The organism is Pseudogemmobacter humi (genome assembly GCF_900609055.1).
Taxonomy (GTDB): domain Bacteria; phylum Pseudomonadota; class Alphaproteobacteria; order Rhodobacterales; family Rhodobacteraceae; genus Pseudogemmobacter; species Pseudogemmobacter humi.
Genome location: NZ_UXAW01000055.1, coordinates 1 through 24,502, shown reverse-complemented (window position 1 = coordinate 24,502; position 24,502 = coordinate 1). Strand labels below are relative to the sequence as shown.

At 65.4% G+C, this 24,502-nt stretch carries 22 protein-coding genes and 1 riboswitch; of the genes, 4 read left to right on the top strand and 18 right to left on the bottom strand.

Annotation, left to right across the window (positions count from 1 at the left end):
• Positions 1-311: 311 nt before the first annotated feature.
• Complete coding sequence (locus tag XINFAN_RS08600; protein ID WP_124086096.1) at positions 312-974, bottom strand: helix-turn-helix domain-containing protein; 663 nt, start codon at positions 972-974, stop codon at positions 312-314.
• 112 nt (positions 975-1,086) lie between these two features.
• Between XINFAN_RS08600 and XINFAN_RS08595 the strand changes: the two genes are divergently transcribed.
• Positions 1,087-2,094, top strand: coding sequence for a GlxA family transcriptional regulator (locus XINFAN_RS08595; RefSeq protein ID WP_124086090.1), 1,008 nt, complete (start codon positions 1,087-1,089; stop codon positions 2,092-2,094).
• Positions 2,095-2,311: 217 nt separating this feature from the next.
• Here XINFAN_RS08595 and XINFAN_RS08590 read toward each other — a convergent pair whose 3' ends face one another.
• The 12 genes from XINFAN_RS08590 to gltX all read right to left on the bottom strand — a co-directional run bounded on the left by XINFAN_RS08590 (position 2,312) and on the right by gltX (position 16,803).
• On the bottom strand, positions 2,312-2,884 hold the full coding sequence (locus XINFAN_RS08590) for a sarcosine oxidase subunit gamma (protein WP_233352171.1): 573 nt from the start codon (positions 2,882-2,884) through the stop codon (positions 2,312-2,314).
• The gene (locus tag XINFAN_RS08585) at positions 2,877-5,828 is read right to left on the bottom strand and encodes a sarcosine oxidase subunit alpha family protein (protein ID WP_124086088.1); all 2,952 of its coding nucleotides are present in this window, start codon (positions 5,826-5,828) and stop codon (positions 2,877-2,879) included. Before XINFAN_RS08585 ends, XINFAN_RS08590 begins: the two co-directional genes overlap by 8 nt.
• The gene (locus tag XINFAN_RS08580) at positions 5,825-6,112 is read right to left on the bottom strand and encodes a sarcosine oxidase subunit delta (protein ID WP_124086087.1); all 288 of its coding nucleotides are present in this window, start codon (positions 6,110-6,112) and stop codon (positions 5,825-5,827) included. Before XINFAN_RS08580 ends, XINFAN_RS08585 begins: the two co-directional genes overlap by 4 nt.
• An 11-nt stretch (positions 6,113-6,123) precedes the next feature.
• Complete coding sequence (locus XINFAN_RS08575) at positions 6,124-7,377, bottom strand: sarcosine oxidase subunit beta family protein (protein ID WP_124086086.1); 1,254 nt, start codon at positions 7,375-7,377, stop codon at positions 6,124-6,126.
• 221 nt (positions 7,378-7,598) lie between these two features.
• Entirely contained in the window at positions 7,599-7,916 is a 318-nt protein-coding gene (locus XINFAN_RS08570) for a DUF3775 domain-containing protein (protein WP_124086085.1), read from the bottom strand.
• Positions 7,917-7,968: 52 nt separating this feature from the next.
• Positions 7,969-8,292 (bottom strand): AzlD domain-containing protein, encoded by a 324-nt coding sequence (locus XINFAN_RS08565; protein WP_124086084.1) that lies wholly within the window; start codon positions 8,290-8,292, stop codon positions 7,969-7,971.
• Positions 8,289-9,005: an AzlC family ABC transporter permease gene (locus tag XINFAN_RS08560; RefSeq protein WP_124086083.1), complete on the bottom strand. Its 717-nt coding sequence runs from the start codon at positions 9,003-9,005 to the stop codon at positions 8,289-8,291. Before XINFAN_RS08560 ends, XINFAN_RS08565 begins: the two co-directional genes overlap by 4 nt.
• Positions 9,006-9,134: 129 nt before the next feature.
• Entirely contained in the window at positions 9,135-11,975 is a 2,841-nt protein-coding gene (gene gcvP, locus XINFAN_RS08555) for an aminomethyl-transferring glycine dehydrogenase (RefSeq protein ID WP_124086082.1), read from the bottom strand.
• A 129-nt stretch (positions 11,976-12,104) separates the two neighbouring features.
• Entirely contained in the window at positions 12,105-12,464 is a 360-nt protein-coding gene (gcvH, locus tag XINFAN_RS08550) for a glycine cleavage system protein GcvH (RefSeq protein ID WP_124086081.1), read from the bottom strand.
• A gap of 19 nt (positions 12,465-12,483) precedes the next feature.
• A complete protein-coding gene (gene gcvT, locus XINFAN_RS08545) occupies positions 12,484-13,605 on the bottom strand; it encodes a glycine cleavage system aminomethyltransferase GcvT (protein WP_267898350.1) in 1,122 nt (373 codons plus the stop codon).
• A 173-nt stretch (positions 13,606-13,778) separates the two neighbouring features.
• Positions 13,779-13,886: riboswitch (glycine riboswitch) on the bottom strand.
• Positions 13,887-13,953: 67 nt separating this feature from the next.
• Complete coding sequence (locus XINFAN_RS08540; protein ID WP_124086079.1) at positions 13,954-15,357, bottom strand: MATE family efflux transporter; 1,404 nt, start codon at positions 15,355-15,357, stop codon at positions 13,954-13,956.
• Positions 15,358-15,471: 114 nt separating this feature from the next.
• Positions 15,472-16,803: a glutamate--tRNA ligase gene (gene gltX, locus XINFAN_RS08535; protein ID WP_124086078.1), complete on the bottom strand. Its 1,332-nt coding sequence runs from the start codon at positions 16,801-16,803 to the stop codon at positions 15,472-15,474.
• 370 nt (positions 16,804-17,173) lie between these two features.
• Between gltX and XINFAN_RS08530 the strand changes: the two genes are divergently transcribed.
• The 3 genes from XINFAN_RS08530 to XINFAN_RS08520 all read left to right on the top strand — a co-directional run bounded on the left by XINFAN_RS08530 (position 17,174) and on the right by XINFAN_RS08520 (position 19,836).
• Complete coding sequence (locus XINFAN_RS08530) at positions 17,174-18,340, top strand: MFS transporter (RefSeq protein WP_124086077.1); 1,167 nt, start codon at positions 17,174-17,176, stop codon at positions 18,338-18,340.
• Positions 18,341-18,382: 42 nt separating this feature from the next.
• Positions 18,383-18,793, top strand: coding sequence for a metallopeptidase family protein (locus tag XINFAN_RS08525; RefSeq protein WP_124086076.1), 411 nt, complete (start codon positions 18,383-18,385; stop codon positions 18,791-18,793).
• Between the two features lie 101 nt (positions 18,794-18,894).
• On the top strand, positions 18,895-19,836 hold the full coding sequence (locus XINFAN_RS08520) for an MBL fold metallo-hydrolase (RefSeq protein WP_124086075.1): 942 nt from the start codon (positions 18,895-18,897) through the stop codon (positions 19,834-19,836).
• Positions 19,837-19,917: 81 nt separating this feature from the next.
• Here XINFAN_RS08520 and XINFAN_RS08515 read toward each other — a convergent pair whose 3' ends face one another.
• From XINFAN_RS08515 to XINFAN_RS08500, 5 genes are all read right to left on the bottom strand, one after another.
• Positions 19,918-20,598 carry an IS110 family RNA-guided transposase gene (locus tag XINFAN_RS08515; protein WP_124086074.1) on the bottom strand — a complete coding sequence of 227 codons (681 nt, stop codon included), beginning with the start codon at positions 20,596-20,598 and terminating at the stop codon, positions 19,918-19,920.
• 5 nt (positions 20,599-20,603) lie between these two features.
• Entirely contained in the window at positions 20,604-20,750 is a 147-nt protein-coding gene (locus XINFAN_RS21650; protein ID WP_160144573.1) for a hypothetical protein, read from the bottom strand.
• Positions 20,751-20,870: 120 nt separating this feature from the next.
• Positions 20,871-22,016, bottom strand: a complete 1,146-nt coding sequence (locus XINFAN_RS08510; protein WP_124086073.1) for a hypothetical protein — start codon at positions 22,014-22,016, stop codon at positions 20,871-20,873.
• A 245-nt stretch (positions 22,017-22,261) separates the two neighbouring features.
• On the bottom strand, positions 22,262-23,071 hold the full coding sequence (locus XINFAN_RS08505; RefSeq protein WP_124086072.1) for a hypothetical protein: 810 nt from the start codon (positions 23,069-23,071) through the stop codon (positions 22,262-22,264).
• Between the two features lie 101 nt (positions 23,072-23,172).
• Complete coding sequence (locus tag XINFAN_RS08500) at positions 23,173-24,303, bottom strand: hypothetical protein (protein WP_124086071.1); 1,131 nt, start codon at positions 24,301-24,303, stop codon at positions 23,173-23,175.
• Between the last annotated feature and the right edge of the window lie 199 nt (positions 24,304-24,502).

Here is a 24,502-nt window from a genome sequence, read left to right as displayed (position 1 = left end):
TGCCCCGCCGGATTGACAGCCGCCAGGGTAAGCGCGACTCCGTGGTCGGGCATCCCCCCTGGAACGCTGTTGAGAGCCCAAAGCGGTTGCCCACAAAACCGTGAAACCTGCCGGTTGCTTACCATCCGCAACACCTGGCGCCACCCCGCGGGCCGGGGGAACCACATTGCATCCCGAGGCGAATTTCCAGGCGGAACATGGACAGGCCCTCCCCATCCCTCCCGCTTCGCAATCATGAAACGACGCGCAGGCCGGGCGGTGTTCGCAGGTCTGGGCTGATCAGCCGACCCCTCCCCCGCCAGCCGGCCTCTTCAATCCGCCTGCGGATAAGAGATGACCGACAGGAATTTCGCCGGCAGTTTGTTCAGTTTCTCCGGCCCGTGCGGGGAATCGGCGTCGAAGAACAGGCTGTCGCCGGGCTGCATCAGGAAAGTCTGATCGCCGTGGCGGTATTCGACCTCGCCCTCCAGCATATACAGAAGCTCGATCCCGTCGTGCTGGAAGGTGGGGAAGGTGTCCGAGGTCTCGCTCAGCGTGATCAGATAGGGCTCGACGATCACCCCGCTCGCATTCGCGCCGATATGGCCCAGAAGCTGATACTGATGCCCGGCGCGGGTGCCGGCGCGCTCCATGATCACCGCCTCGCCGGATTTGACATGCATCACCTCTCGCCGTTCCTCGTAGCGGCGGAAGAACGAGGTCAGCGGCACGCTGAGCGCATGGGCCAGGGTCTGCAAGGTGGTCAGCGAGGGCGAGGTGATGCCGTTCTCGATCTTCGAGACCATGCCGATCGACAGCCCGGTCTGTTTCGACAGATCGGCGACCGTCATCCCCTTTTGCCGGCGGAAATTGCGCACCGCGCGGCCGATGGCCACCTCCAGCACCTTCTCACGCGGCTCCGAGACCCGGTGCGGATCCTGCGACAGCGAGCGCAAGGGTTTGGTCGTGTCGGGATTTTTCTTGGCTATGGTCATCGAAACCTCGAAACTGCCCGCCGCCATCACGGCCCGGTGCATCCGGGCCTGGTGCCAACGGCTGAAAATAAGACTATCCTAGCCGCATATGTTTCCTGAGAGAATAAGAAACATGCACCACAATGAAAACGGCCTGCATCTGGGCTTCCTGATCTTCCCGGGGTTTCCGATGGCCTGCCTGACCTCGGCGATCGAGCCTCTGCGGGCGGCGAACGAGATCATCGGCCGCCGCGCCTTCCGCTGGAGCGTGGTGGCCGAGACCGGCAGCCGGGTGGTCTCCTCGGCCGAGGTCGGGTTCGATCCCGATCTGGCTCTGGCCGATCTGGAGAATGTCGATCAGCTCTACATCCTCTCGGGGCCTTCGGGGCGGTTTCAGAACGCGCGATCCTCGAATGCGGCGCTGCGGCGGCTGGCGCGGCACGGCACCGGGATCGGCGCGTTTTCCGGCGGGATCTTTCCGCTGGCGCGCTCGGGGCTGCTCGACGGGCACAAGGCCTCGGTCCACTGGTGCTATGAGACCGCCTTCAAGGCCGAATTTCCCAATGTTCTGGCGTCCGAGAAGGTGATCACCATCGACCGCGGCCGGCTGACCGCCGCCGGGGCCACCGCGGTGTTCGATCTGATGCTGCGGCTGATCGACCAGCAGCTCGGCGCCGAGGCGATGACCGAGGTGGCCTGCTGGTTCCAGCACCCGTTCATGCGTGGCGAGGAGGTGGAGCAGAAGATCCCCACCCTGCGCTCGGACCGGACCGAGGATATGCTGCCCGCCCCCGTCGCCCGCGCGATCCGGCTGTTCGCCGAACATATCGAGGATCCGATCCAGATCGCCGAAGTGGCCGAGGCGGTGGATCTGTCGTCCCGCCAGTTCGACCGCTCCTTCAAACGCTCGACCGGGCAGAGCCCGTTGAAATACTATCGGCTGCTGCGGCTGAAAAAGGCGCGGCAGATGGCGCTTTACTCGAACGACACCATCACCGAGATCGCGCTGGCGGTGGGCTATGCCAGCACGACGCCGCTGGTGCGCCATTACATCCAGGCCTTCGGCGTCACCCCGCAGGAGGACCGCAAACAGGCCAACCTGTTCCGGGTGAAGGAAAACGCGCCGCTCCCGGCGATCTGACCCGGCCGCCTCTGGCCGGTGTCGGATGCCTCCGGCGGGGATATTTAAGGACAGAAAATGATCCGATCCGGCAGCGCCGCATTTTCTGTCTGAGAATATCCCGGGAAGCGGTGGCCGGTTTCACCATCGCTTCCAGAAAACGACAGACCCGGCCCTGAAGGGCCGGGTCCGGGGCCAGGGCCCCTTTTCCGGTCGGTCGCCCTGCCGGGCGGCGGGCTCAGAGCGCCGCCTTTGCCGCCGTGACCAGAGCGTGGTGCAGCGAGGCCGCGGACGAGCGCGGGCCGTAGACCGAATAGCGCGCGCCGGCCTCGCGGCAGACGAGGATGCAGCCGAGATGCTCGATCACCGTGCGGCTGGCCCCGCCCGAGGGCAGTTTTTCCAGATCGAGGTTCGACAGGATCTCGAACACCTTGCGCACCCGCGGCCCCTCCAGATCGAAGCGGCCCCAGCCGTCGGTCTGTTCGGTGACCGAAGCCGCGTCGCCGAAGCCCTGTTTCACGATCCGGGCGATGTCCTCATGCGTGGCGAAGGGCGCCTCGATGAACCATTGCTCGGGGCCGGTCCAGATCGCGGTGTAATCGCCGCCCGAGGCGGAGCGCGCCGGGGCGGGCAGATCGAAGCCGAAGAACTTCGGCGCCGCCGCCCGGAATTCCGCCGCTTGCGAGGCCCGCGCCGAGAGCGAGGCCAGCGCGGTATCCACCACCTCGGTGATCGTCACCCCCTGGAACGTGTCCTTGCGGGACGTGTCGCCGCCAAGCGGCGTGATCGGTTTCAAACGATGCTCAGCCACGGAGACGCTCTCCTTCCGGGTCAACGAAGTGGGCGGAGACGACTTTGACCTCGACCTCCTCATTTGCCAGCGGGTTGACCGCGCGGATCACCTCGCCCTTACGGGCGGCGCCGTTCTTCAGGAAACCAAGGCCGACGGAATGGCCGAGGCTGGGCGAGAAGGCGACCGAGGTCATGTAGCCCTGGTCGTTCTTCGCATCGGCAGGCGCGCCGCGGTTGATGAAGTGCATACCGCCGAGCAGGGTTTTCGATCTGTCGACCGGCTCGAAACCGACGAGGTTCAGCGCGTCGGCTGCGTTCATCCCCTCGCGTTCCGAAAGGGTCGATCCGATCGAGTCCTTCTTCTTGTTGACCATGCCGCCCATGCCGAGGTTCAGCGCCGAGGTGGTGCCGTTCAGCTCGTTCCCGGCCGCATGGCCCTTCTCGATCCGCATCACGCCAAGCGCTTCGGTGCCGTAGACCACGGCGTCGAACTCGCGACCCGCTTCCATCATGGCGCGGACAAGGCCGTCGCCGTAGCGGGTGGGCACCGCGATCTCATAGGCGAGTTCGCCCGAGAACGAGATGCGGAACAGCCGCGCCCGAAGCCCGCCGCAGACGGTGATCTCGCCGCAGCCCATATAGGGGAAGGCCTCGTTCGAGATGTCGTATTCGGGATCGACGATCTTTTGCAGCAGTTTCCGGGCATTGGGACCGGCGACCGAGAACTGCGCCCAGGCCTCGGTGGTCGAGATGATCTGCACGTCGAGATCGGGCCAGAGGCACTGGCGGCAGAATTCCATATGCCGGTAGACGCCGACCGCATTCGCGGTGGTGGTGGTGGTGACGAAATGGTCCTCGGCCAGACGCGCGGTGGTGCCGTCGTCCATCGCCATGCCGTCCTCGCGCAGCATCAGCCCGTAGCGGACCTTGCCCACCGGCAGTTTGGCGAAGGGGTTGCAATAGATGCGGTTGAGGAATTCCGCCGCATCCGGCCCCTGCACGTCGATCTTGCCCAGCGTGGTCACGTCGCAGATCCCGACCGAGCCGCGGGTCGCCGCGACCTCACGGTCGACCGACTGGCGCCAGTGGGTCTCGCCCTGGCGCGGCAGCCATTGCGCGCGCAGCCACATACCGACCTCGACGAAGACCGCGCCCTGCTCGGCCGCCCATTTATGGCTGGGCGTCAGGCGTTTGGGGCGGAAATCGGCGCCGGCCGAGCGGCCCGCGAAGGCGCCGATCGGCACCGGGGTATAGGGCGGGCGGTAGATCGTGGTGCCGGTGTCGGGGATCGACTTGCCGGTCATCTCGGCCATGACGGCAAGGCCGCCGATGTTCGAGGTCTTGCCCTGATCGGTCGCCATGCCCATCGTGGTGTAGCGCTTCAGGTGCTCGACCGAGCGGAAGCCCTCCTGATGCGCCAGCTTCACGTCCTTGACGGTGACATCGTTCTGCTGGTCAAGCCAGGCGCGGCCCTTGTGCGGCACATACCACAGGGGCGAGACGCGGGTGGGCGCATCCTCGGCCTGCGGCAGATCGGCGGGGGCGGCGCTCAGGCCGAGCGCGTCGAGCGCACCGGCCGCGGCTTTCGCCCCCGAGGCCAGCGCCGCAGCGGTGGAGAATTCACCATTCGCTGCCCCGGCCACCACCATGCCCGGCGGCAGGCTGCCCGGCACGAAAGCGGCGAGGTCGGCATTCCAGACCGGCAGGCCGCGCTGGTGGCAGGTCAGATGCACGTTCGGGTTCCAGCCGCCCGAGACGCCGAGCGCCTCGCAGGGGATCTGGCGGATCTCGCCGCTGGCGAGCTTCACCTTGACCGAATGCAGGCCGAGCCGGCCGAGCGCATCGGTGACCACCGCGCCGCGCAGATGCTCGGCGCCGCTGAAGGCCGGGCCATCGGCCCGGCTGTCGATCACCGCGCTGACCTTCACGCCCTTCGCGATCAGATCCGAGGCGGTGCGCAGACCGTCGTCATTGTTGGTGAACACCGCCACCGACTTGCCCGGCGTCGCCGCCCAGCGGTTGACATAGGCGCGCAGGGCGCCGGCCATCATGATGCCGGGGCGGTCGTTGTTCCTGAACGCGATCGGGCGCTCGGTCGCACCGGCGGCCAGCACCGCGCGGCTTGAGTAGATCCGCCACAGGATCTGGCGCGGCTTGCCCTCAGACGGCACCGGCAGATGGTCGGACACCCGTTCCAGCGCGCCGTAGATGCCGTGATCGAAAGCGCCGATCACCACGGTGCGGGTCAGGATCCGCACATTCGGCATGGCAGAAAGCTCTGCCACCGCCGCCTGGGCCCATTCCGCACCCGAGGTATTGCCGAGGGTGAAGGTTTCGGCATTCAGCCGCCCGCCGGGGGCGAAATCCTCATCGGCGAGGATCACCCGGGCGCCCGAGCGCGCCGCGGTCAGCGCCGCCGCCAGACCCGAAGGCCCGGCCCCGATCACCAGCAGATCGCAATGCAGGAAGCCCTTGTCATAGGCATCCGGGTCGGTCTGCATCGACAGGCTGCCCAGACCCGCGGCACGGCGGATCATCGGCTCGTAAAGCTTTTCCCAGAACGCCTTCGGCCACATGAAGGTCTTGTAGTAGAAGCCCGCCGCGAAGAACGACGCCAGCCGGTCGTTGACCGCGAGGAAGTCGAATTTCAGCGAGCCGACATGGTTCTGGCTTTTCGCCGACAGCCCCTCGAACAGCTCCGCGATGGTGGCGCGGGTGTTCGGCTCCTGCCGGGCGCCCGAGCGCAGCTCGACGATGGCGTTCGGCTCTTCCGAGCCGGACGAGATCGGGCCGCGCGGGCGGTGGTATTTGAACGACCGGCCCATCAGCCGCACGCCGTTGGCCAGCAGCGCCGAGGCCAGCGTGTCGCCCTGATAGCCCTGGAAGGCCTTGCCGTCGAAGGTGAAGTTCAGCACCTTCGAGCGGTCGATCTGACCGCCTTGCAGACGATTGGTCTGGCTCATTTGCTCCTCCCGCGCCTACGTGCCACATCGCGGGCCAGTTCGACGGCTGTAATCTCATGGGTCAGCGTGTTGCGGGTGACGACCAGCCAGGAGCGGTCGCCCTGTTCGTGGAACCACAGTTCCTGGTGCTCGCCCGCGGGGTTGGTGCGCTGGTAGAGGTATTCATGGAACTGATCGACGGCGTTTTCCGCCTGCCAGTCGGGCCGGTCGATCAGGCTCGCATCGCCCAGATAGACGAATTCCTGTGAATCGCGCGGGCCCAGCAAGGGGTGATTGATGATCATCTTCTCTTACCTCAATGCAGGTTCGGCTGGGCGCCCATGCCCTTTTCGTCGATCATCCGTCCCTTACGGAAACGGTCGAAACGATAGGCCGAGGCCACCGGATGCGGCTGATCGTTCGCCAGGAGATGCGCGAAGCACCAGCCCGAGGCCGGGGTGGCCTTGAACCCGCCGTAGCACCAGCCGCCGTTGAAATAGAGGCCGTCCACATCGGTCTTGTCGATGATCGGCGAGCCGTCCATCGACATATCCATCACCCCGCCCCAGATCCGCAGGAGACGCGCGCGGCCGATCATCGGCATGATCGACATGCCGCCCTCGCAGACATCTTCCACCACGGGAAGGTTTCCGCGCTGCGCATAGGTGTTGTAGCCGTCGATGTCGCCGCCGAACACCAGCCCGCCCTTGTCCGACTGGCTGACGTAGAAATGGCCCGCGCCATAGGTGATCACGCCCGGCAGCACCGGCTTCAGCCCTTCGGAGACGAAGGCTTGCAGCACATGGCTTTCGATCGGCAGGCGGTGGATCCCGGCCTGGGCCATCACCTTGCCCGAGGAACCAGCGACCGCGCAGCCGATCCTGTTCGCGCCGATGAAGCCGCGGGTGGTCTCGACGCCCAGCACCTTGCCGTTCTCGATTTTGAACCCGGTGACTTCGCAGTTCTGGATGATGTCGACGCCGCGGCTGTCGGCGGCGCGGGCATAGCCCCAGGCCACCGCGTCGTGGCGCACCGTGCCGCCGCGCGGTTGCAGAAGGCCGCCCTTGATCGGGAAGCGGGCGCTGTCGAAGTTCAGGAAGGGGGCGATCTTGCGTACGCCTTCCTTGTCCAGCAGTTCGGCATCCACCCCGTTCAGCCGCATCCCGTTGCCGCGGCGGCGGAAAGCGTCGCGCTGCGCATCGGTATGGCAGAGGTTCAGCACGCCGCGCTGGCTGACCATGGCGTTGTAGTTCAGATCCTGCTCCAGGTTCTCCCAGAGCTGCATCGAGAACTCATAGAACGGCTCGTTGCCGTCGAGCAGGTAGTTCGAGCGGATGATCGTGGTGTTGCGGCCCACGTTACCGCCGCCGATCCAGCCCTTCTCCAGAACCGCCACATTGGTCTTGCCGAAGACCTTGGCCAGATACCATGCCGTGGCCAGACCATGCCCGCCGCCGCCGATGACGATGATGTCATAGTGCTTCTTCGGCTCGGGGTCCCGCCATGCGGGCGTCCAGCCTTTATGGCCCGTCAGAGCCTCTTTGATGACTTTGAATCCCGAATACCGCATCAGTTCCTCGCGCCCGGTTTTCCTGATGTTTGCAGGAATTTACCCCACCGGGCCCCTGCCGTTTCAGACAAGGACTCTTCCATTTCGGACATGGCCCGTTTTCCCGATGCGATCCGGCCCCGGTCTGAAAAATCCCGCGGAATCAAAGCCTGCGCTGGCGCGGAAATGCGAACGGCGCCCCGCAGGGCGCCGCATCGGACCGGGAACGGGCCGGGATCCGCTCAGAGAAGATCTTCTTCCTCGCCCGTCACATCGACGCCGAGCGCGTCGAGACCGGCCTCGATATTCTCGGCCAGATGCGGCATGCCCATCAGGTAATCGACGGTCGGCGTGGTGGCCTCGGCATAGGCGGTGCGCACGGCCTCGGCGTAATCCTCGGGCTCGAAAGCGCCGCGGCCGACCCAGGCCAGCGCGGTCAGATGCGCCTTTTCCTCATCGTTCAGCCCGTCGATGAAAGCGTAAAGCTCGGCCTGACCCACCGGCCCCTCGCGCGAAAGGAACACGACCTGAACCGCTTTGCTGGGACTGATTTCGATCATGGTATTCCTCCTGCCGCCATCGTCTCGCGGAACGCCGCCCGAGGCAAGCCCCTCAGCGCATCAGCGCGGTCACAAGGCCGCAGACCAGGGCGCCGGTCAGCGTGGCCGCAACGACCGAGCGGCGCGGCAGGAAGGCCAGCACCGTCGCCACCACCCCCGCCGCGACCGGCAGAAGATCGCCCCGGACCGGGGTGAGCGCGGGCAGGATCGAGGCGGTGAACAGCGTCGCAATCGCCGCCGGCCCGGTCGAGCCCAGAAACCCCGCCAGCAGCCCGCCGGGCCGCGGCTCCGAGCGCATCATCAGCGTAGGAAGCGCGCGGAACGCCCAGTTGGCCCCACCCGCCAGCAGCGCCATCAGGATCAGGTCCGGGTTCATGCCAGCCTCCGCGCGCGCGACCAGCCCGGCACCATCCCCGCCAGCGCGCCCCCGATCATCCCCGCCAGCACCCCGGCGGTGCCCGACCACATCAGGGTGCCGATAACCGTCGCCAGCACCGCCACCAGGATCGCGGGCAGCGCCGCGCGCGACAGGATCGACAGGAGCAGCGCCAGAAACAGCGCCGTCAGCATGAAATCGAGCCCGGCGCTGACCGCGGGCCAGGCCTCAAGCGCGCCGCCCCCGGCGAAGCCGCCGACCGCGGTGCCCAGCACCCAGGAGGCATAGGCGGCAAGCCCGAGGCCGAACATATAGGGCTCGGAAAACCTTTGCCCGCGCGAGAGCGCGCCAAGCGCCTGACCGAATACCTCATCCGTCAGCCCCCAGGCCCAGGCCCAGGCATGGCGGCGGGTGGCGTCTTTCCCCGCCTCTTTCATCAGCGCAGGCCCGTAGAGCACATGGCGCAGGTTCATCGCGATCAGGGTGAAGGCCGCGACCAGCACCGGCGCGCCCCCCGTCACCAGCGCCAGCGCAAGGAACTGCGAGGCCCCGGCATAGATCACCAAAGACAGCATCACCGCCTCGGGCAGGCTCAGTCCGGCGCGGGTGGCGGCGACGCCGAAAGAGAAGGCGATCGGGAAATAGCCCATGACGATGGGCAGCGCGGCCAGAAGGCCATGGCGAAATCCGGGAGGGGCGATCTGGTCGGTCATGATCGGCGCAATCTGACCTTGCGCGCGCGGTTTGTCAAAGCGCGAGAGGCCCAAAATCCTTCAAAGGATTTTCGCCATTTTCTTCAAAGAAAATGGCCCGGAGTTTTTGAAAACTCCGGGCCGCGCGCCCTATTCGGCGGCGTTGGCGTAGGCCTCCATCGGCGGGCAGGTGCAGATCAGGTTGCGGTCGCCGTAGACATTGTCGATCCGCCCGACCGGGGGCCAGTATTTGTCGACCCGGAAGGCGCCCGGCGGGAAACAGCCCTGCTCGCGGGTGTATTTCCGGTCCCAGTCGGTGACCAGATCCTGCACCGTATGCGGGGCGTAGCGCAGCGGCGAGTCCTCGGCGCTGATCTCGCCCGCCTCCACCGCGCGGATCTCTTCGCGGATCGCCTGGAGGGCGTTGATGAAACGGTCGATCTCGGCCTTGGTCTCGGATTCCGTCGGCTCGACCATCAAAGTGCCCGAGACCGGCCAGGACATGGTCGGCGCGTGGAACCCGTTGTCGATCAGACGCTTGGCGATGTCGTCCACCGTCACGCCATGTTCCGCGAAGGGGCGGGTGTCGAGGATGCATTCATGCGCCACCCTGCCGCGATTGCCCATATAGAGCACCTCGTAAGCCCCTTTCAGCCGCGCCGCGATGTAGTTGGCGTTCAGGATCGCCACCCGCGTCGCCTGGGTCAGCCCGCTGCCGCCCATCATCAGGCAATAGGCCCAGGAGATCAGCAGGATGCTGGCCGAACCCCAGGGGGCGGCGGAAACCGGCCCCTCTTCACCTCCGGTGACGGGATGCCCCGGCAGATGCGGCGCCAGATGCGCCCTGACCCCGATCGGCCCCATGCCGGGCCCGCCGCCGCCATGCGGAATGGCGAAGGTCTTGTGCAGGTTCAGGTGGCTCACATCGCCGCCGATCTCGCCGGGTTTCACGAGGCCCACCATGGCGTTCATATTGGCGCCGTCGATATAGACCTGGCCGCCGTGATCATGGGTGATCTTGCAGACCTCGCGCACGGTCTCCTCGAACACGCCATGGGTCGAGGGATAGGTGATCATGCAGGCCGCCAGCCGCTCGCCCGCCTTCGCCGCCTTGTCGCGGAAGTCGTCCACGTCGATATCGCCGTTGGCCGAGGCTTTCACCACCACGACCTCCATCCCCGCCATCTGGGCCGAGGCCGGGTTGGTGCCATGGGCCGAGATCGGGATCAGGCAGACCTTGCGCGCCCCCTCGCCCCGCGCCTTGTGCCAGGCAAGGATGGTCAGCAGCCCGGCATATTCGCCTTGCGCGCCGCTGTTCGGCTGCATCGAGAAAGCGTCATAGCCGGTGATCTCGCACAGCTTCGCGGTCAGATCGGCGATGGCCTCGTGATAGCCCGCCGCCTGGTCCTGCGGCACGAACGGGTGCAGAGTGGAGAACTCGGGCCAGGTGATCGGCATCATCTCGGCCGCGGCATTCAGCTTCATCGTGCACGATCCCAGCGGGATCATCGCCCGGTCGAGCGCGAGGTCGCGGTCCGAGAGCCGGCGCATGTAGCGCATCATCTCGGATTCCGCCCGGTTCATGTGGAAGACCGGATGGGTGAGGTAGTCGCTTTCCCGCAGCAGGCTCTCGGGGAAGCCGAGCGCCGCGCGGTGCGGCGGGGCGCCCTCGATCCCGAAGGCGCGCAGCACGCGGGCCAGCACCTCTTCCGAGGTGGTCTCGTCAAGGCTGATGCCGATCCGGTCGTTGCCGATCTTACGGAAGTTCAGCCCCTCGGCCCGGGCGGCGGCGAGGATCCCGGCCTGGCCCACGCCCACCTCGACGGTGATCGTGTCGAAGAAGGCTTTCGGCGAGACTTTGGCCCCGGCGGCCTTCAGCGCCCGCGCCAGACGCTGGGTCAGGAAATGCACCCTTTCGGCGATGGCGCGCAGGCCATTGGGGCCGTGGAACACCGCATACATGCTGGCCATAACGGCCAGCAGAGCCTGGGCGGTGCAGACGTTCGAGGTCGCCTTCTCGCGGCGGATGTGCTGCTCTCGGGTCTGAAGGGACAGCCGGTAGGCGCGGGTGCCGTGGCTGTCGACCGAGACGCCGACGATCCGACCCGGCATGTTGCGCTTCAGATCATCCTTGCAGGCCATGAAAGCGGCATGAGGGCCGCCATAGCCCAGAGGCACGCCGAAACGCTGCGCCGAGCCCACCGCGATATCGGCCCCCATGGCGCCAGGCTCTTTCAACAGGCAAAGCGCCAGCAGGTCGGTGGCCACCACCGCCAAAGCCTTCTGCGCGTGCAAGGCGGCGATCTCGGCGCTGTAGTCGCGGACGTGGCCGTAGCTGCCCGGATACTGGAAGATCGCGCCGAACACTTTCGACGGATCGAGATTCTCCACCCGGTCCTCGATCACCTCAATGCCGAGCGGCTCGGCCCTTGTGCGGATCACCGCGATGGTCTGCGGATGGCAGAACTGATCGACGAAGAAGGCGCGCGCCTTCGATTTCGCCGACCGCTCGGCCATGGTCATCGCCTCGGCCGCCGCGGTCGCCTCGTCGAGCAGCGAGGCATTGGCGATGTCGAGCCCGGTCAGATCGCAGACCATGGTCTGGAAGTTCAGAAGCGCCTCAAGCCGCCCTTGCGCGATCTCGGGCTGGTAGGGCGTGTAAGCGGTATACCAGGCCGGATTCTCCAGGATGTTGCGCTGGATCGCGGGCGGGGTGACGGTGCCGTAATAGCCCTGGCCGATCAGCGAGGTCATCACACGGTTCTTCGCCGCGACCTCTTTCAGCTTCGCCAGCAACTCGTGCTCGGCCAGCGGCGCCCAGGACAGGGGCTTTTGCTGGCGGATCGAGGCGGGGACCGTCTCACCGATCAGCGCATCAAGCGTGGGGGCGCCCACCGCATCGAGCATTTCGGCCATCTCGGCCGGAGAGGGACCGATATGGCGGCGGTTGGCGAAATCATAGGGATTGTAGTCGGTCGGGGTGAAGGTCATCGCCTTGCCTCGCAGGGGTTCGGGGAAGCCGGGCGCCACAGGCGCCCGGCAAAATCCTTCAAAGGATTTTGGCCGTTTTCTTCGAAGAAAACGGCCCGGAGTTTTCAAAAACTCCGGGACCGCGCCGCATCAGCCGATCATTTCCTTGTATTCGTCCTCGGACATGAACGCATCGAGCACGCTGCTGTCGGCGATGCGGATCCTGAAGAACCAGGCCGCACCCAGCGGATCCTCGTTCACCAGGCCCGGATTGTCGGCAAGGGCCGTGTTCACCTCGACGATCTCGCCCTCGACCGGGGCAAGGATGTCGGAGGCCGCCTTGACGCTTTCGATCACGGAAACCTCGTCGCCCGCCGCCACCTGCGTCTCCGTCTCGGGCAATTCGACGAACACCACATCGCCCAGGGCCTCGGCCGCATGTTCGGTGATACCGACGGTGACCAGATCGCCGTCGAGCCGCAGCCATTCATGTTCTTTGGTGAATTTCATCTGCCTGGTTCCCCTGGGTTCAGCGTTTGTAATGGGTGGGATGGAAGGGCGTGGCCGCGACCACGGCCGCAAGCCTTTTGCCGCGCAGCTCGGCCTCGATCCGCGTGCCGGGGGCGGCGAAAGCCGTGGGCACATAGCCCATGGCGACCGGCGCCTGGACCGAGGGGCCGAAACCGCCCGAGGTGATCGCGCCCAAAGGCGTGCCGTCCTCCGAGAACAGCTCCACCCCTTCACGCATCGGCGCCCGGCCTTCGGGGCGCAGCCCGACGCGCTGGCGATCAGGGCCCTCGTCCAGCTCCTTCAGGATCCGGCTCTCGCCCGGGAAGCCGCCCGCCCGCGCGCCGCCCGCGCGGCGCGGCTTCTGGATCGCCCAGGTCAGCCCGGCCTCGACCGGAGAGGTGGTCTCGTCGATGTCATGGCCGTAGAGGCAGAGCCCCGCCTCCAGCCGCAGGCTGTCGCGCGCGCCGAGGCCGATGGGAAGCACCTCTTCCATATCGAGGAGCGCCCGCGCCAGCCCCTCGGCCCCGGCGGCCGGGACGGAAATCTCGAACCCGTCCTCGCCGGTATAGCCCGAGCGCGACACCCAGAGCGGCCCGAACACCGTGTCGAAACCGGCCACATCCATGAAGCGCATCCCGCGCGCGCCCGGCACCAGCCGCGCAAAAGCCTCTTCGGCCTGCGGCCCCTGAAGCGCCAGCAGCGCACGGTCCTGCTGCACCTCGATTTCCGCGACATCGGCCAGATGCTCCGCCAGATGCGCGAAATCATGCGCCTTGCGCGCCGCGTTCACCACAAGGAAGTAATCCCCGCCGCGGTTCGCGAACATCAGATCATCGAGGATGCCGCCGGTCTCGCTGGTGAAGATGCCATAGCGCTGGCGGCCCTGCGCCAGGCTCAGCACATCGACCGGCATCAGCCGCTCAAGCCCGAGGCCCAGATCCTGCATCGTTCCCTTCGGGCGCAGCACGACCTGGCCCATATGCGAGACATCGAACAGCCCCGCCGCCTTGCGGGTGTGCAGATGTTCCGCCATCACCCCGGCCGGATATTGCACCGGCATTTCATAGCCCGCGAAAGGCACCATCTTTGCGCCGGCCGCGACATGGAGCGCGTGCAGGGGCAAGTGCAAAAGGTCGGTCAAACCGCCTCTCCCTCTGTCTTCTGCCGGAGGATACCGGCACCGATCACGGCAGTTCCCCTGCCGCCCGGTGCCCCCTCTGTCCCTGCCCGGGTCGCCCCGCGAGGGGACCATGGGGCGCCTGAGATTGTTATCCCTTCGGCGGGCGCCTCACGCGCCACTCTCCAGAGCCTTCACATGCAGGAACGGTCCCTTGCGCCTGAGAGTTTACCGGGGCGGTTGCTCCTTCGGCACCGGAAAGGCGGCTCCAAAGCCACCCGACCGGATTCTCCCGATCCTGCCCCTCCTGACTAGCCTGGACCCACCCGTTCAGGCAAGCGAAATTCCGTATACGACGGAATGCCGCGCGGTTCAGGCGCGGCGCTCGCCGGGGGCCGCGGGCTCGGCCTCGGGCTGGCTGACCGGGGCCGGGGCGGGCACCGGGCCATTCAGCGCGACATTCGGCCGCGCCATCGCCATCCGGGCGAACACCACCGCCAGCGCGGCGAAGATCACCCCGCCGACCGCCTGGCCGATCAGCACGCCCTGCGCCCCCCAGAGCTGCCCGAACCAGACCGCGAAAGGCATGGTGCCAATCGTATGGCGGCCCCAGTTCACCACGGTGGACCAGAACGGCCGGCCCAGATTGTTGCAGACCGCATTCCCGGCAAAGATCACGCCGTTGAAGAACCACATCAGCGCCAGCGGCCCGCAGAACAGATAGACGATGTCGCGCGTCAGCCCCTCGGCCCGGAACAGATCGGCAATCGGCGCGCGCAGCAGGAACAGCAGCCCCGAGACCAGCGCGATCACCAGCGCGGTGAAGATCAGCGCATCGCGGAAGGCACGCCGCACCCGGTCCATCCGCCCGGCGCCGAGGTTCTGGCCGATGATCGGCCCAATGGCGCCCGCCAGCGCGAAGATCACCCCGAAGGCGACCGGCGTCAGCCGCCCGGCGATGGCCATCCCCGCCACCGCCGCCTCGCCGAACCCCGAGGCGACGCGGGTGACGAAAGCCTGGCCCACCGGCGTCGCCACCTGAGTCAGGATCGCCGGGATGCCGATGGCGAAGACCGGCCCCATATCAGCGATCACGCCGCTCAGCGTGGGCCGGTCGAACCCGCCATGCCGGCGCAGGATCGGCCGCACCGCCATGAAAAGGATCACCGCGCGCGACACCAGCCCCGCCAGCGCCGCCCCGGTCAGATCGAGGCCGAGGCCGAAGATCAGCAGCGGGTCCAGCACCACGGTGATCGCCGCGCCCCAGACCGTGGCCATCATCGCCGCCCTCGCATCGCCATGGCTGCGCAGGATCGCCGCGCCGATCATCCCCAGCATGAGCAAAGGCTGGCCCAGCGTGACGATGCGCAGGTAATCCACCGCCAGATCATGGGTCAGCCCCTCGGCGCCCAGAAGCCGCACCATCGGCGACAGCATCACCCAGACCAGCGCGCTGAAGGGCACCCCGAACACCAGCCCCAGCACCATGCCGGTCGTCGCCTTGCCGCGTGCAAGCGCCGGGTCGCGCTGGCCGAGCGCCCGGCTGACCAGCGCCGAAACCGCGATCGACATGCCGATCCCGAACGAGGTGGTGAAAAACAGCACCGCTCCGGCATAGCCGATGGCCGCCGCCAGCTCGGCCCGGCCAAGCCAGGAGATATAGGCCATATTGATCAGATCGACGATGAAGACCGCCATCAGCCCGACCGAAGAGGTCAGCGACATCACCACGATATGGCGAAACAGATTGCCCTGAACGAATTTCGCCTCAGCCATGCCGCGCGCTCCGCCGATCGAAAAGAGCCGGCCCCTCTTCATCCTGACCGAAATACCCCCGGGGGGAGGCGCAGCTTCGCTGCGCAGCGGGGGGCAGGCGGCCCCCCGCCCTGCTCACAGCGACGGGATCTTCTTCAACATCGGCAGCACATCGGCCATCTCGGGCCCGTTCGCGCGCCCGGTCAGCGCCTTGCGCAACGGCATGAACAGATCCTTGCCCTTGCGGCCGGTCGCAGCCTTCACGGCGGTGGTCCATTCGCCCCAGGTCGCCTTCGTCCAGGGCTGCGCCGGCAACAGCGCGAAAGCCTCGCGGATGAAATCGCGATCCGCCTCATCGACCAGCGGCTCGGCGCCCTCGCTGAACAGCTTCCACCAGCCTTCGAGATCCGCGAGCACGGTGATATTGCCTTTGGCCACCTCCCAGAACGCCGCGGCCCCGGCTTCCGGCACGCCAAGCGCGGCGATCCGCTCCTGCACGGCGGCGAAGGGCAGGCCCTGGACATGGGCGCGGGTCAGCGGGAACAGATCCTCGGGGTCGAATTTGGTCGGCGCCGCCCCGAAACTGCCGATGTCGAAGCCTTCGGCCAGTTCCTCCAGCGAGCCCGCCAGTTCCACCGGCTTCGAGGATCCGAGCCGCGCCATCAGGCTCAGCAGCGCCATCGGCTCCACCCCCTGCTCACGCAGATCGCGCAGGCTGAGCGCGCCGAGACGCTTCGACAGCTCCTCCCCCCCCGGCCCCGACAGCAGCGAGTGATGCGCAAACGAGGGCGGCGTGCCGCCAAGCGCTTCCATGATCTGGATCTGGGTCGCGGTATTGGTCACGTGATCGGCGCCGCGCACGATATGGGTCACGCCCATCTCGACATCATCCACCGACGAGGCGAAGGTATAAAGCACCTGGCCGTCAGCACGGATCAGCACCGGATCCGAGACGCTGGCCGCGTCGATGGAAATATCGCCGATGATCCCGTCATGCCATTCGATCCGGGTCTGGTTCAGCATGAAGCGCCAGTAACCCGCCCGCCCTTCGGCGCGGAAAGCGGCTTTCTCGTCCTCGCTCAGTTTCAGCGCGGCGCGGTCGTAGACCGGCGGACGGCCCATGTTGAGCTGCTTCTTGCGCTTCAGATCCAGTTCCGGCGGGGTCTCGAAACATTCGTAGAACCGCCCCGAGGCGCGCAGCTTCGCCGCCGCCTCGCGGTAACGGTCGTAGCGGGCCGACTGCCGCTCGATCCGGTCCCAGTGCAGGCCGAGCCAGTCGAGATCGCGCATCAGCCCGTCGATATATTCCTGTTTCGAGCGCTCCTGATCGGTGTCGTCGAGACGCAGGATGAAGGTGCCCCCGGCCTTGCGCGCGATCAGATAGTTCATCAGCGCGGTGCGCAGATTGCCGACATGGATATAGCCGGTCGGCGAGGGGGCGAAACGGGTGGTGACGGGCGTCGGCATGGCGGCAATCCTCGGGCGGCCGGGACAGGGGCCGCGAAGCCCCCCTCTGTCACAGGGCGGGCGGCTTGTCCAGATTTCCGGCCAGACCGCCCGATGGCTGGCGGCAAAAGGGGGCCCTGCCCCCTCGCGCTTGCGCGCTCACCCCCGGGATATTTTCAGACAGAAAATGAGCAGGCGCGGCTCAGGATCATTTTCTGTCTCTAAATATCCCCGCCGGAGGCATCCGCCCGGAACGGGCGGAGCACTTCCTTCACCACGGGCCCCGCGTTTTGCATGGCGGGCTTGCGTTTTCGACGGGCCTCGCCGATGGACAGCGGAGCCGCGTTATCGCAAACAGCGGCGCCCGGCCCTCAGCTTTCCAGGTGCTTTCATGTCCGCCTCCCCGCCCTCCGGTCTGCGCCCGGCGATCCTTGCGCTGGCGCTCGGGGCCTTCGCCATCGGCACGTCGGAATTCGCCGCGATGGGGCTGCTGCCCTGGTATGCCGATGACCTCGGCGTAAGCGAGGCGCGCGCGGGCCATGTGATCAGCGCCTATGCCTTCGGGGTGGTGGTCGGCGCCCCCGTCACCTCGTTTCTCGGTGCGCGGCTGCCGAGACGGCGTTATCTGGCCGGGCTGATCGCGGCTTACGGCGTGCTGAACCTGCTGGCCGCCGCGCTGCCGGGCTTCGACACGCTGGTTCTGACACGGTTCCTGGCCGGTCTGCCGCATGGCGGCTTCCTTGGCGTCGCCATGCTGCTGGCCGCCGATGCGCTGCCGCGCGAGGCGCGGGCGCGGGGCGTGACCCAGGTTCTGCTCGGGCTGACGGTGGCCAATATCCTCGGCGTGCCGCTGGCGGGGATGCTGGGCCAGGCCCTCGGCTGGCGCTCCGGCTTCGCGCTGCCGGGCGTGCTGGCGCTGGTCTCGGCCGCGCTGATCCTGCGCTATGCGCCGCGGGTCGGCGTCGATCCGGATGCCAGGCCGATGGAGGAACTGCGCGCGCTGAAGAACGTCCCGGTGCTGCTGGTGCTGGCGGTGGGCGCCATCGGCAACGGCGGGCTGTTCGCGGTTTACGCCTATCTTTCGGCGGCGCTGCTGGCCACCACCACGGCGCCGGGCTGGGTGGTGCCGCTTCTGTTGTCGGCCTTCGGGGTGGGCGCCACGCTCGGCAGTATTCTGGCGGCGCGGCTGACGATCCGGCTGGGCGCGATCCGCGCCTGTTTCACGCTGCTGCTGTTCATGATCCTGACCCAGGCCTTCTGTGCGCTGGCGGTGGGGCATGCGGGGGCGATGGTCGCCTCGGCGCTGCTGCTCGGCCTCGGCTCGGGGATTTTCGTGCCGCTTCAGACCCGGCTGATGGATGTGGCGGGCCGCGCGCAGAGCATGGCGGCAGCGATGAACCACGCCGCCTTCAACGCCGCGAACGGGATCGGGCCGCTGGCCGCCGGTATGGCGCTTGACGCCGGCTGGGGCTGGCGCTCTCCGGGGCTGGTGGCGATCGGGCTGACTCTGGGCGGTCTGTCGATGCTGGCGCTGCTGGTGCGTCACAGCCGGCGGTGAGGGGCCTTCCCGCCGCCCGCCCGCTGTGCCAGGGTTGCAGCCATGACCAATCCTTCGCCCGATGCCATCTCCCCCTCGCTCGACCTGATCGAAAGCCTTGCCCGCGAGGCCATCGCCACCCTGCCCGAGCCCTGGCGAGAGCCCGCCACCCATGTCGTGCTGCGGGTCGAGGACTTTCCGTCCGAGGAGATGCTCGACGCGATGGATCTGAACGATCCGTTCGAGCTGACCGGCCTTTACGAAGGCATCCCGCTGACCGAAAAATCGGTGGCCGATCAGGTGATGCACCCCGACATGGTCTGGCTGTTCCGCCGCCCGATCCTCGACGAATGGGCCGAGCGCGGCAATGTCTCGATCCAGGAACTGGTCAGCCATGTGGTGATCCACGAGCTGGCGCATCACTTCGGCTGGAGCGACGACGATATCGCCGGAGTGGACCGCTGGTGGGAGTGATCCCGCCGGGCCGCGCGGGCTGACAGGACTGTGATGTGCCTCTGTGATCCGCCGGGGCTAATCTTGGGGAAATCGTCTCTCCCAGCCCCGAGGATCGCGCCATGTCCGGCCCCGAACGCGGATTTTCCCGCCGCCATGCCCTTTTCGCCGCCGCCGCTCTGCCGGCTGCCGCCGTTCTGCCTGGCGTGGCCGCGGCGCGGGCCGAGCTCCAGGGCCCGGGCGGCGGGCTGTTCCGACGCTTCCGGCTGGGCGGTTACGAGATCACCTCGCTGCTCGCGGGCACCGGCGAGAACACCAACCCCAAAGGCACCTTCGGGCTGAACGTCACCGACGCGGATTTCGCGGCAGTGTCCGAGGCCGCCTTCCTGCCGGTGGACCGGGCGGGGAACGTCTTCACCCCGGTGCTGGTCAATACCGGCGCGGAACTGGTGCTGTTCGACACCGGGCTGGCGGCCGAGGGGATCCTCGCCGCGCTCGGCCAGGCCGGGGTCTCGCCCCAGGCGGTGGATGTGGTGGTGCTGACCCATATGCACGCCGACCATATCGGCGGGCTGATGACCCAGGACGGCGCGACGCCGGTGTTTCCCCGCGCGCGCTATGTCACCTCGCAGGTGGAGTTCGACCACTGGGCGGCGCAGGAGAACGAAGGCTTCGACCGCAACGTCCGCCCGCTGGCCGAATTGACCCAGTTCGTGACCGACGGCGGCGAGGCCGCGCCGGGGATCACCGCGCTGGCGGCGCCGGGCCATACGCCCGGCCATATGGCCTGGATGATCGAGAGCGAAGGCAAGCTCCTGGTGCTGACCGCCGATTGCGCCAACCATTACGTCTGGTCGCTGGAGCACCCCGACTGGGAGGTGCGCTTCGATCTGGACAAGGCGGAAGCGGCGGCGACGCGGAAACGGATCTTCGGCATGATCGCGGCCGACCGGCTGCCGTTCATCGGCTATCATATGCCCTTCCCGGGCCTCGGCTATGCCGAACCGAAAGGCGAGGGCTTCCGTTTCGTGCCGCACAGCTATCAGCTTTCCTTCGCCGAATGACTTACCCCGGGGCGGCGCGGGGGTGAGCATGCGCCTTCCCTGAACAGCGCCACATGTCCGAAGAAGCCCCGATCCTGACGCTCACACTGAAACTGGCGACCGAGTGGACGGGGGGCGCAAACTGCGCTGCTCCGAACCGCCGCCCGATCCCGGCGGCGGCGGGCTGAACTTAGCCCGGGCCGAGAAATCCCGTCCCTGACGGAAACTGTCCATCGGTGGCGCGAAAGCCGCCATCGCGGTGACAGGGCCGACACCGGGCATCTCCTGCAATCGGGCCGAGGGCCACGACCGTTTGCTCGCGAATGCGATCTGCGTATCAAGCTCAGTAATCCGTTGCGACAGGCCGTCGATCTGATCAAAGCAAAGCTGCGCCATCTGGCAGATCACTGCAGGAAGATCATCTGACCCCGCGCCCGGCTCCAGAATTGCCCGCAGTTTGTCCACGTTCTCCCGACCCTTTCCGGTGACAAGCCCGAACTCAGCGAGATGCCCGCGCAAGGCATTGATTAGCTGTGTCCGTTCTCCGACCAACAGATCCCGCAGCCTGAAGATCATGCCCAGCCCCTGCTGTTCCGGCGTCTTCACCTCAACGAAACGCATGGTCGGCCGACTGCCCGCCTCCGCGATCGCCTCGGCATCCGCCATGTCGTTCTTCTGGTTCTTCACATACGGCTTCACGAACTTCGGGGCGATCAGGCGCACCTCATGCCCGATGGCCGCCAGCGTCCGCGCCCAGTGATGAGCGGTCGCGCAAGCTTCCATTGCAACTATGCACGCAGGGTGCGACGCATGAATACGAGAAACTGCTTGCGCGAAAGCTTCTTACGAAACACGATCTTGCCGCCCGCAGTGGCCCCGTGCAACTGAAAGACCTGCTTCGTCAGGTCCACGCCTGTAATCGAGACTGCCTTCATGGAGGTTCCTCCTGATCCCGTCTGGATCACTGTAGCACATAAGTGCCGTCAGAAGGGGCTACCCAACCCATCATCAACGCCTGTCTCCTGCAGTAAAGCGCCTTCAGAGTTGGCGGCTCTTCACAAGCCACACTGGGAACGCATTTGTTGGATTGCCATCCTTGACCCGTTCAGCGAGAAATACCGCGCCCCTTCGGGCATCCGCTCTGCGGCAGGGCCATTTAATGCGAAAGACTGCCCGGACGTCATCGCATTCACAATCAGGTCGGACACGAACAAGCTGCTGTTGTCGCTCAGATAGGCATCCTGCTCACTCCCGTCGATTTGCATCGAAAATACCTGTTCATCCACCGAGAGTGAGACCGGGACATTGGCGGTCCAACCTTCCGGGCTGTGAAGCGTCAGGCTGATCCCTGCGCGTCCCTGTACGCATGACAGCGAAACCTGGCTTTGGCCCGAGGCACTTTCGACAATCGCATAGAATACCTTACCTGCCTGGCTGAACTGCCATCTCTTGGTCGGCTTATACCCTGTGGCTGACGGCGTGACAGGTGAAGGGCTGGTGCCAGATCCCTTCGGCTTGATTTCGCCCAATGGCTGCGCCTCTATCCCCCAGATTCCTTGCTTGCCCGCGCGTTCGATATTGATTCCACAGGCGGAAAGCACCTCGCTGACAGGCTCATCCCCGCCCGTCACGTCAAAGACGGCCGTGATCGGGGTGCTGCCTGCCGGATGGACCTGGACGACAAATTCCGCCGCCTCCGTCAATTGTCGGATCAGACCGGCCTCATTGGTGAAAAACGTCGCCGATCCGGTCGATGAAATGCCCCAGCGAAAAGATTCGACAGGGGCGTTCTGGTCCGTGCGATACAGGTGCATAACTGCGGCGGAACTAGCAAGAACACCATCGGGCAGGATCGGAACCCCCCAGACGAGATAGCCTTCGACACGACCATTCATGCAGCGGATGTTCATTTCCGTGGCCGGTATGCCTTCGGGTTCCATGCGCAACGCGATGTTGCGCGCCAGGGGAATACCCCCGGTCAGTGTGTCAGGCACCACTTCGAACAGCCAGGGCGTGGCAGTCGTGACAGCCATCTCGGAATTGTTACCCCCGGCGATGAGGCCATCAAAACATGCAAGGCGGGCCGTCGGCTCCACGATTCCCATACAGGACTGAACATCGTTGCTGCCTTGCGCGAAAGCCGGGAAAGGAAGTGCAACGAGGGCAAGCATCTTAAAAGTCAGCTGACGAAAATTATGCATCATTTTTCCTCACAAAATTAGATTTTTCAGATGATTCGACAGGGTTCAAAGGAAAACGCCACCGGGATTATGCAAGGAAAAAGGGCGCTTGTCTTTTACTCTGGCGTGGGGCGGAATCCGCCCCACGCTCGCCCTTTAACAACCCTGCATATCAGCCCATACCGTGATGCGGACGCATCACGATCAGAGCGCCAAATATCCTTGCCTATTATCCCATCGCGCCACCTGCCATTGTTGCGTACTGGTTAGTCGTTACCATGTGGATTACCGCTGATGCGAATTACCCAGATTTTCCCGGTTCCATCGCAGGAGAGTTCTGGCAAAATACCGTCGTTCTGGAAAAAGTTACCCACCCGGAATTTTGCGCCTTGCCGACATATCGCCAGTTCTTCGGTAGTGAAACCATAGGATAGGAACATATCCTCGACGATTTGAATTCCGGTCCCGCCCTGATCTCTCTCTGGCACGTATTGGCCGCTCAGCCTCGTGCGGCTATCGAAGGAAGACATGGACAACTGCATTACGAAGGCTTCATCCGGCGAACGGCACCAGTTGACAACGGAGTCGTGCTCGCAGCGCCCCCGGTTGCCGAGGATGCTCCTCATCCTGTCGAGTTCGTCCAGTGGTTCACCCATACGAACTGCGTTGATACGCAGAGGGCGCTCCTGATCGCTCATCTCCGCAGTCGTCGTATCCACTCGCCAAGCCTTATCCTCGCGACTGAACACCGCCGTCCCCCACAGGTACTCTTTGCCATCTCTGCCTTCCGCGCTCATAGTGAAACGGAACTGGCAGAGATAGCTGTCTTTGTCTGAACCAGCCTCACATTTCTTCACTTCATCGACGGAAATTCTGAGCCCTTCTTCGGTCGCCTTCCGGAGTTCCCCGGTGGCGTTAAGTGCTTCCTGGATGTCTGGTGCCGAGGGTTCGTCGGAGCATCCCGCCACTGCCAATACTGAAACGAAGGCCAGACCAGCAAACGAGCGTCTGCGTTTGTTGACAGGCTTTCCTGTCGGAGCCTCGCCAGGGCCGGGATTAGCGGTCTTGTTGTTCATGGGAAATGTCATTGGGTCCTCTTCTGGGCCGGGTTTGGGACAGGTTTGAGTGAAATCACAGGTTGATTAAGGACAGGTCTGGGTGTTCAGCATCACCCAGGTCAAAGTTCGGGGGTGACGTTGCGGCCCTTGCGCTCGCGCTTGAGGGTGCTTTCAAGCATGTCACGGGTAATATCGAGATTGCGCAGCACGCTTTGTGCGTGACTCAGTTTCTGATCCTCGATCACGATCGTCATGCTGCTCAGCCGCGAACGGTCATCCGCGCTGAGGTTGACACGGATACTGATTCCACATCCCTCGTTACCACGCAGAACCGAAGTCAGGTTGACCGCATGACGGAGGTTGGTGAGATAATTGAAGCGGTTGCCATCAGGCTTTCGGTTGCAGTCATCATCTTCCCGCAGGGCACCCGTCCTGTTGTTGAAGAACCACCGCAGTTCCGCGTCTTTGTTGCCGCGAAATGATGGTTGGCCATATTTCGCAAGAAGGCCATCGACGACCTCGTGATACAGTGGCCGATCATCGGGAGCGGGGCTGAACTCGCGCCAGACCGCGATGACAGGGTTTTTAGTCAGCGGCAGGGTGGCTTCACGTTCCAGCGTCAACGCACCAATCGCCTCGCCATAAGTCCCGACCACTGCACCGGGGATACGGCTCATGGTGGAATACTCAGCCGACATCCCCGGCCCGTTGATATTTCCACCGAAGAAAAGCTTCCCTTCCCGGGTCTGCTCCAATGCGGTCTGGAATTCGCTGGCTGTTCCAAACGGCAGACCGAGAATGTCGAAGGGGCTGTCCGGATGGCGGCTGCCGTCAAACGAGTGATCGCTGATACGGCGCAGCGTTATTTCCTGCTTCTGATCGGCCACCTCCAGCCTGATTTTCATTCTTGCACCCTCGATTGTATCAATGTGCAAGACCGGTGTGGCAGAGCATGCCGCTTCGACGATGATACGCCAGGCGTCAGCCTCGCTGCGGTAGTCGGAGGTCGTCACGCCTCGGCACGAGCCGATATGGAATGACGCCCCTTCTTCCAGCACGTGAAATGACACGCTTTCCATCATCCCAAAGGCCCCACGGCCAGAGCCGATCCAGGTTCCGCGCATCGCTTCGGGCATGGGATCAGCCAGTGGGACCGGCGCAAGCTGAACAGTTGCCATAGCGGAAAACGCATCATCATCCCCGAAGGTCGCCACCCATTTCTCGCCCATGCGGGAGAGCGTTGCGGTCATCCGTTCTGAGGGCGGGCTCTCCTCGTCCCTGTGATGGACAACGATGTCGCAGCTCCAGTCAGCAGCCGCATTCTGGACACAACCGAACTGTTCCAGTGAGGCTACTCCCCGATCCTTGGACAGTTTTCGAGGATGTTTAAGCTACTGCCTGCGCCTGCTGGTCGGTTTCGATGCTGTTGAAGTAGACCACGGCGGGCGG

Coding starts and splice junctions, on each gene's coding strand:
- XINFAN_RS08565 (WP_124086084.1), bottom strand. CDS start 8,292: ATGAACCCGGACCTGATCCTGATGGCGCTGCTGGCGGGTGGGGCCAAC.
- XINFAN_RS08520 (WP_124086075.1), top strand. CDS start 18,895: ATGTCCGGCCCCGAACGCGGATTTTCCCGCCGCCATGCCCTTTTCGCC.
- gcvH (WP_124086081.1), bottom strand. CDS start 12,464: ATGAAATTCACCAAAGAACATGAATGGCTGCGGCTCGACGGCGATCTG.
- XINFAN_RS08530 (WP_124086077.1), top strand. CDS start 17,174: ATGTCCGCCTCCCCGCCCTCCGGTCTGCGCCCGGCGATCCTTGCGCTG.
- XINFAN_RS08510 (WP_124086073.1), bottom strand. CDS start 22,016: ATGCATAATTTTCGTCAGCTGACTTTTAAGATGCTTGCCCTCGTTGCA.
- XINFAN_RS08570 (WP_124086085.1), bottom strand. CDS start 7,916: ATGATCGAAATCAGTCCCAGCAAAGCGGTTCAGGTCGTGTTCCTTTCG.
- XINFAN_RS08560 (WP_124086083.1), bottom strand. CDS start 9,005: ATGACCGACCAGATCGCCCCTCCCGGATTTCGCCATGGCCTTCTGGCC.
- XINFAN_RS08595 (WP_124086090.1), top strand. CDS start 1,087: ATGCACCACAATGAAAACGGCCTGCATCTGGGCTTCCTGATCTTCCCG.
- XINFAN_RS08585 (WP_124086088.1), bottom strand. CDS start 5,828: ATGAGCCAGACCAATCGTCTGCAAGGCGGTCAGATCGACCGCTCGAAG.
- XINFAN_RS08540 (WP_124086079.1), bottom strand. CDS start 15,357: ATGGCTGAGGCGAAATTCGTTCAGGGCAATCTGTTTCGCCATATCGTG.
- XINFAN_RS08575 (WP_124086086.1), bottom strand. CDS start 7,377: ATGCGGTATTCGGGATTCAAAGTCATCAAAGAGGCTCTGACGGGCCAT.
- gltX (WP_124086078.1), bottom strand. CDS start 16,803: ATGCCGACGCCCGTCACCACCCGTTTCGCCCCCTCGCCGACCGGCTAT.
- XINFAN_RS08500 (WP_124086071.1), bottom strand. CDS start 24,303: ATGACCGCAACGCTCTCCCGCATGGGCGAGAAATGGGTGGCGACCTTC.
- XINFAN_RS08600 (WP_124086096.1), bottom strand. CDS start 974: ATGACCATAGCCAAGAAAAATCCCGACACGACCAAACCCTTGCGCTCG.
- XINFAN_RS08580 (WP_124086087.1), bottom strand. CDS start 6,112: ATGATCATCAATCACCCCTTGCTGGGCCCGCGCGATTCACAGGAATTC.
- XINFAN_RS08525 (WP_124086076.1), top strand. CDS start 18,383: ATGACCAATCCTTCGCCCGATGCCATCTCCCCCTCGCTCGACCTGATC.
- gcvP (WP_124086082.1), bottom strand. CDS start 11,975: ATGACCTTCACCCCGACCGACTACAATCCCTATGATTTCGCCAACCGC.
- XINFAN_RS08505 (WP_124086072.1), bottom strand. CDS start 23,071: ATGAACAACAAGACCGCTAATCCCGGCCCTGGCGAGGCTCCGACAGGA.
- XINFAN_RS21650 (WP_160144573.1), bottom strand. CDS start 20,750: ATGAAGGCAGTCTCGATTACAGGCGTGGACCTGACGAAGCAGGTCTTT.
- XINFAN_RS08515 (WP_124086074.1), bottom strand. CDS start 20,598: ATGGAAGCTTGCGCGACCGCTCATCACTGGGCGCGGACGCTGGCGGCC.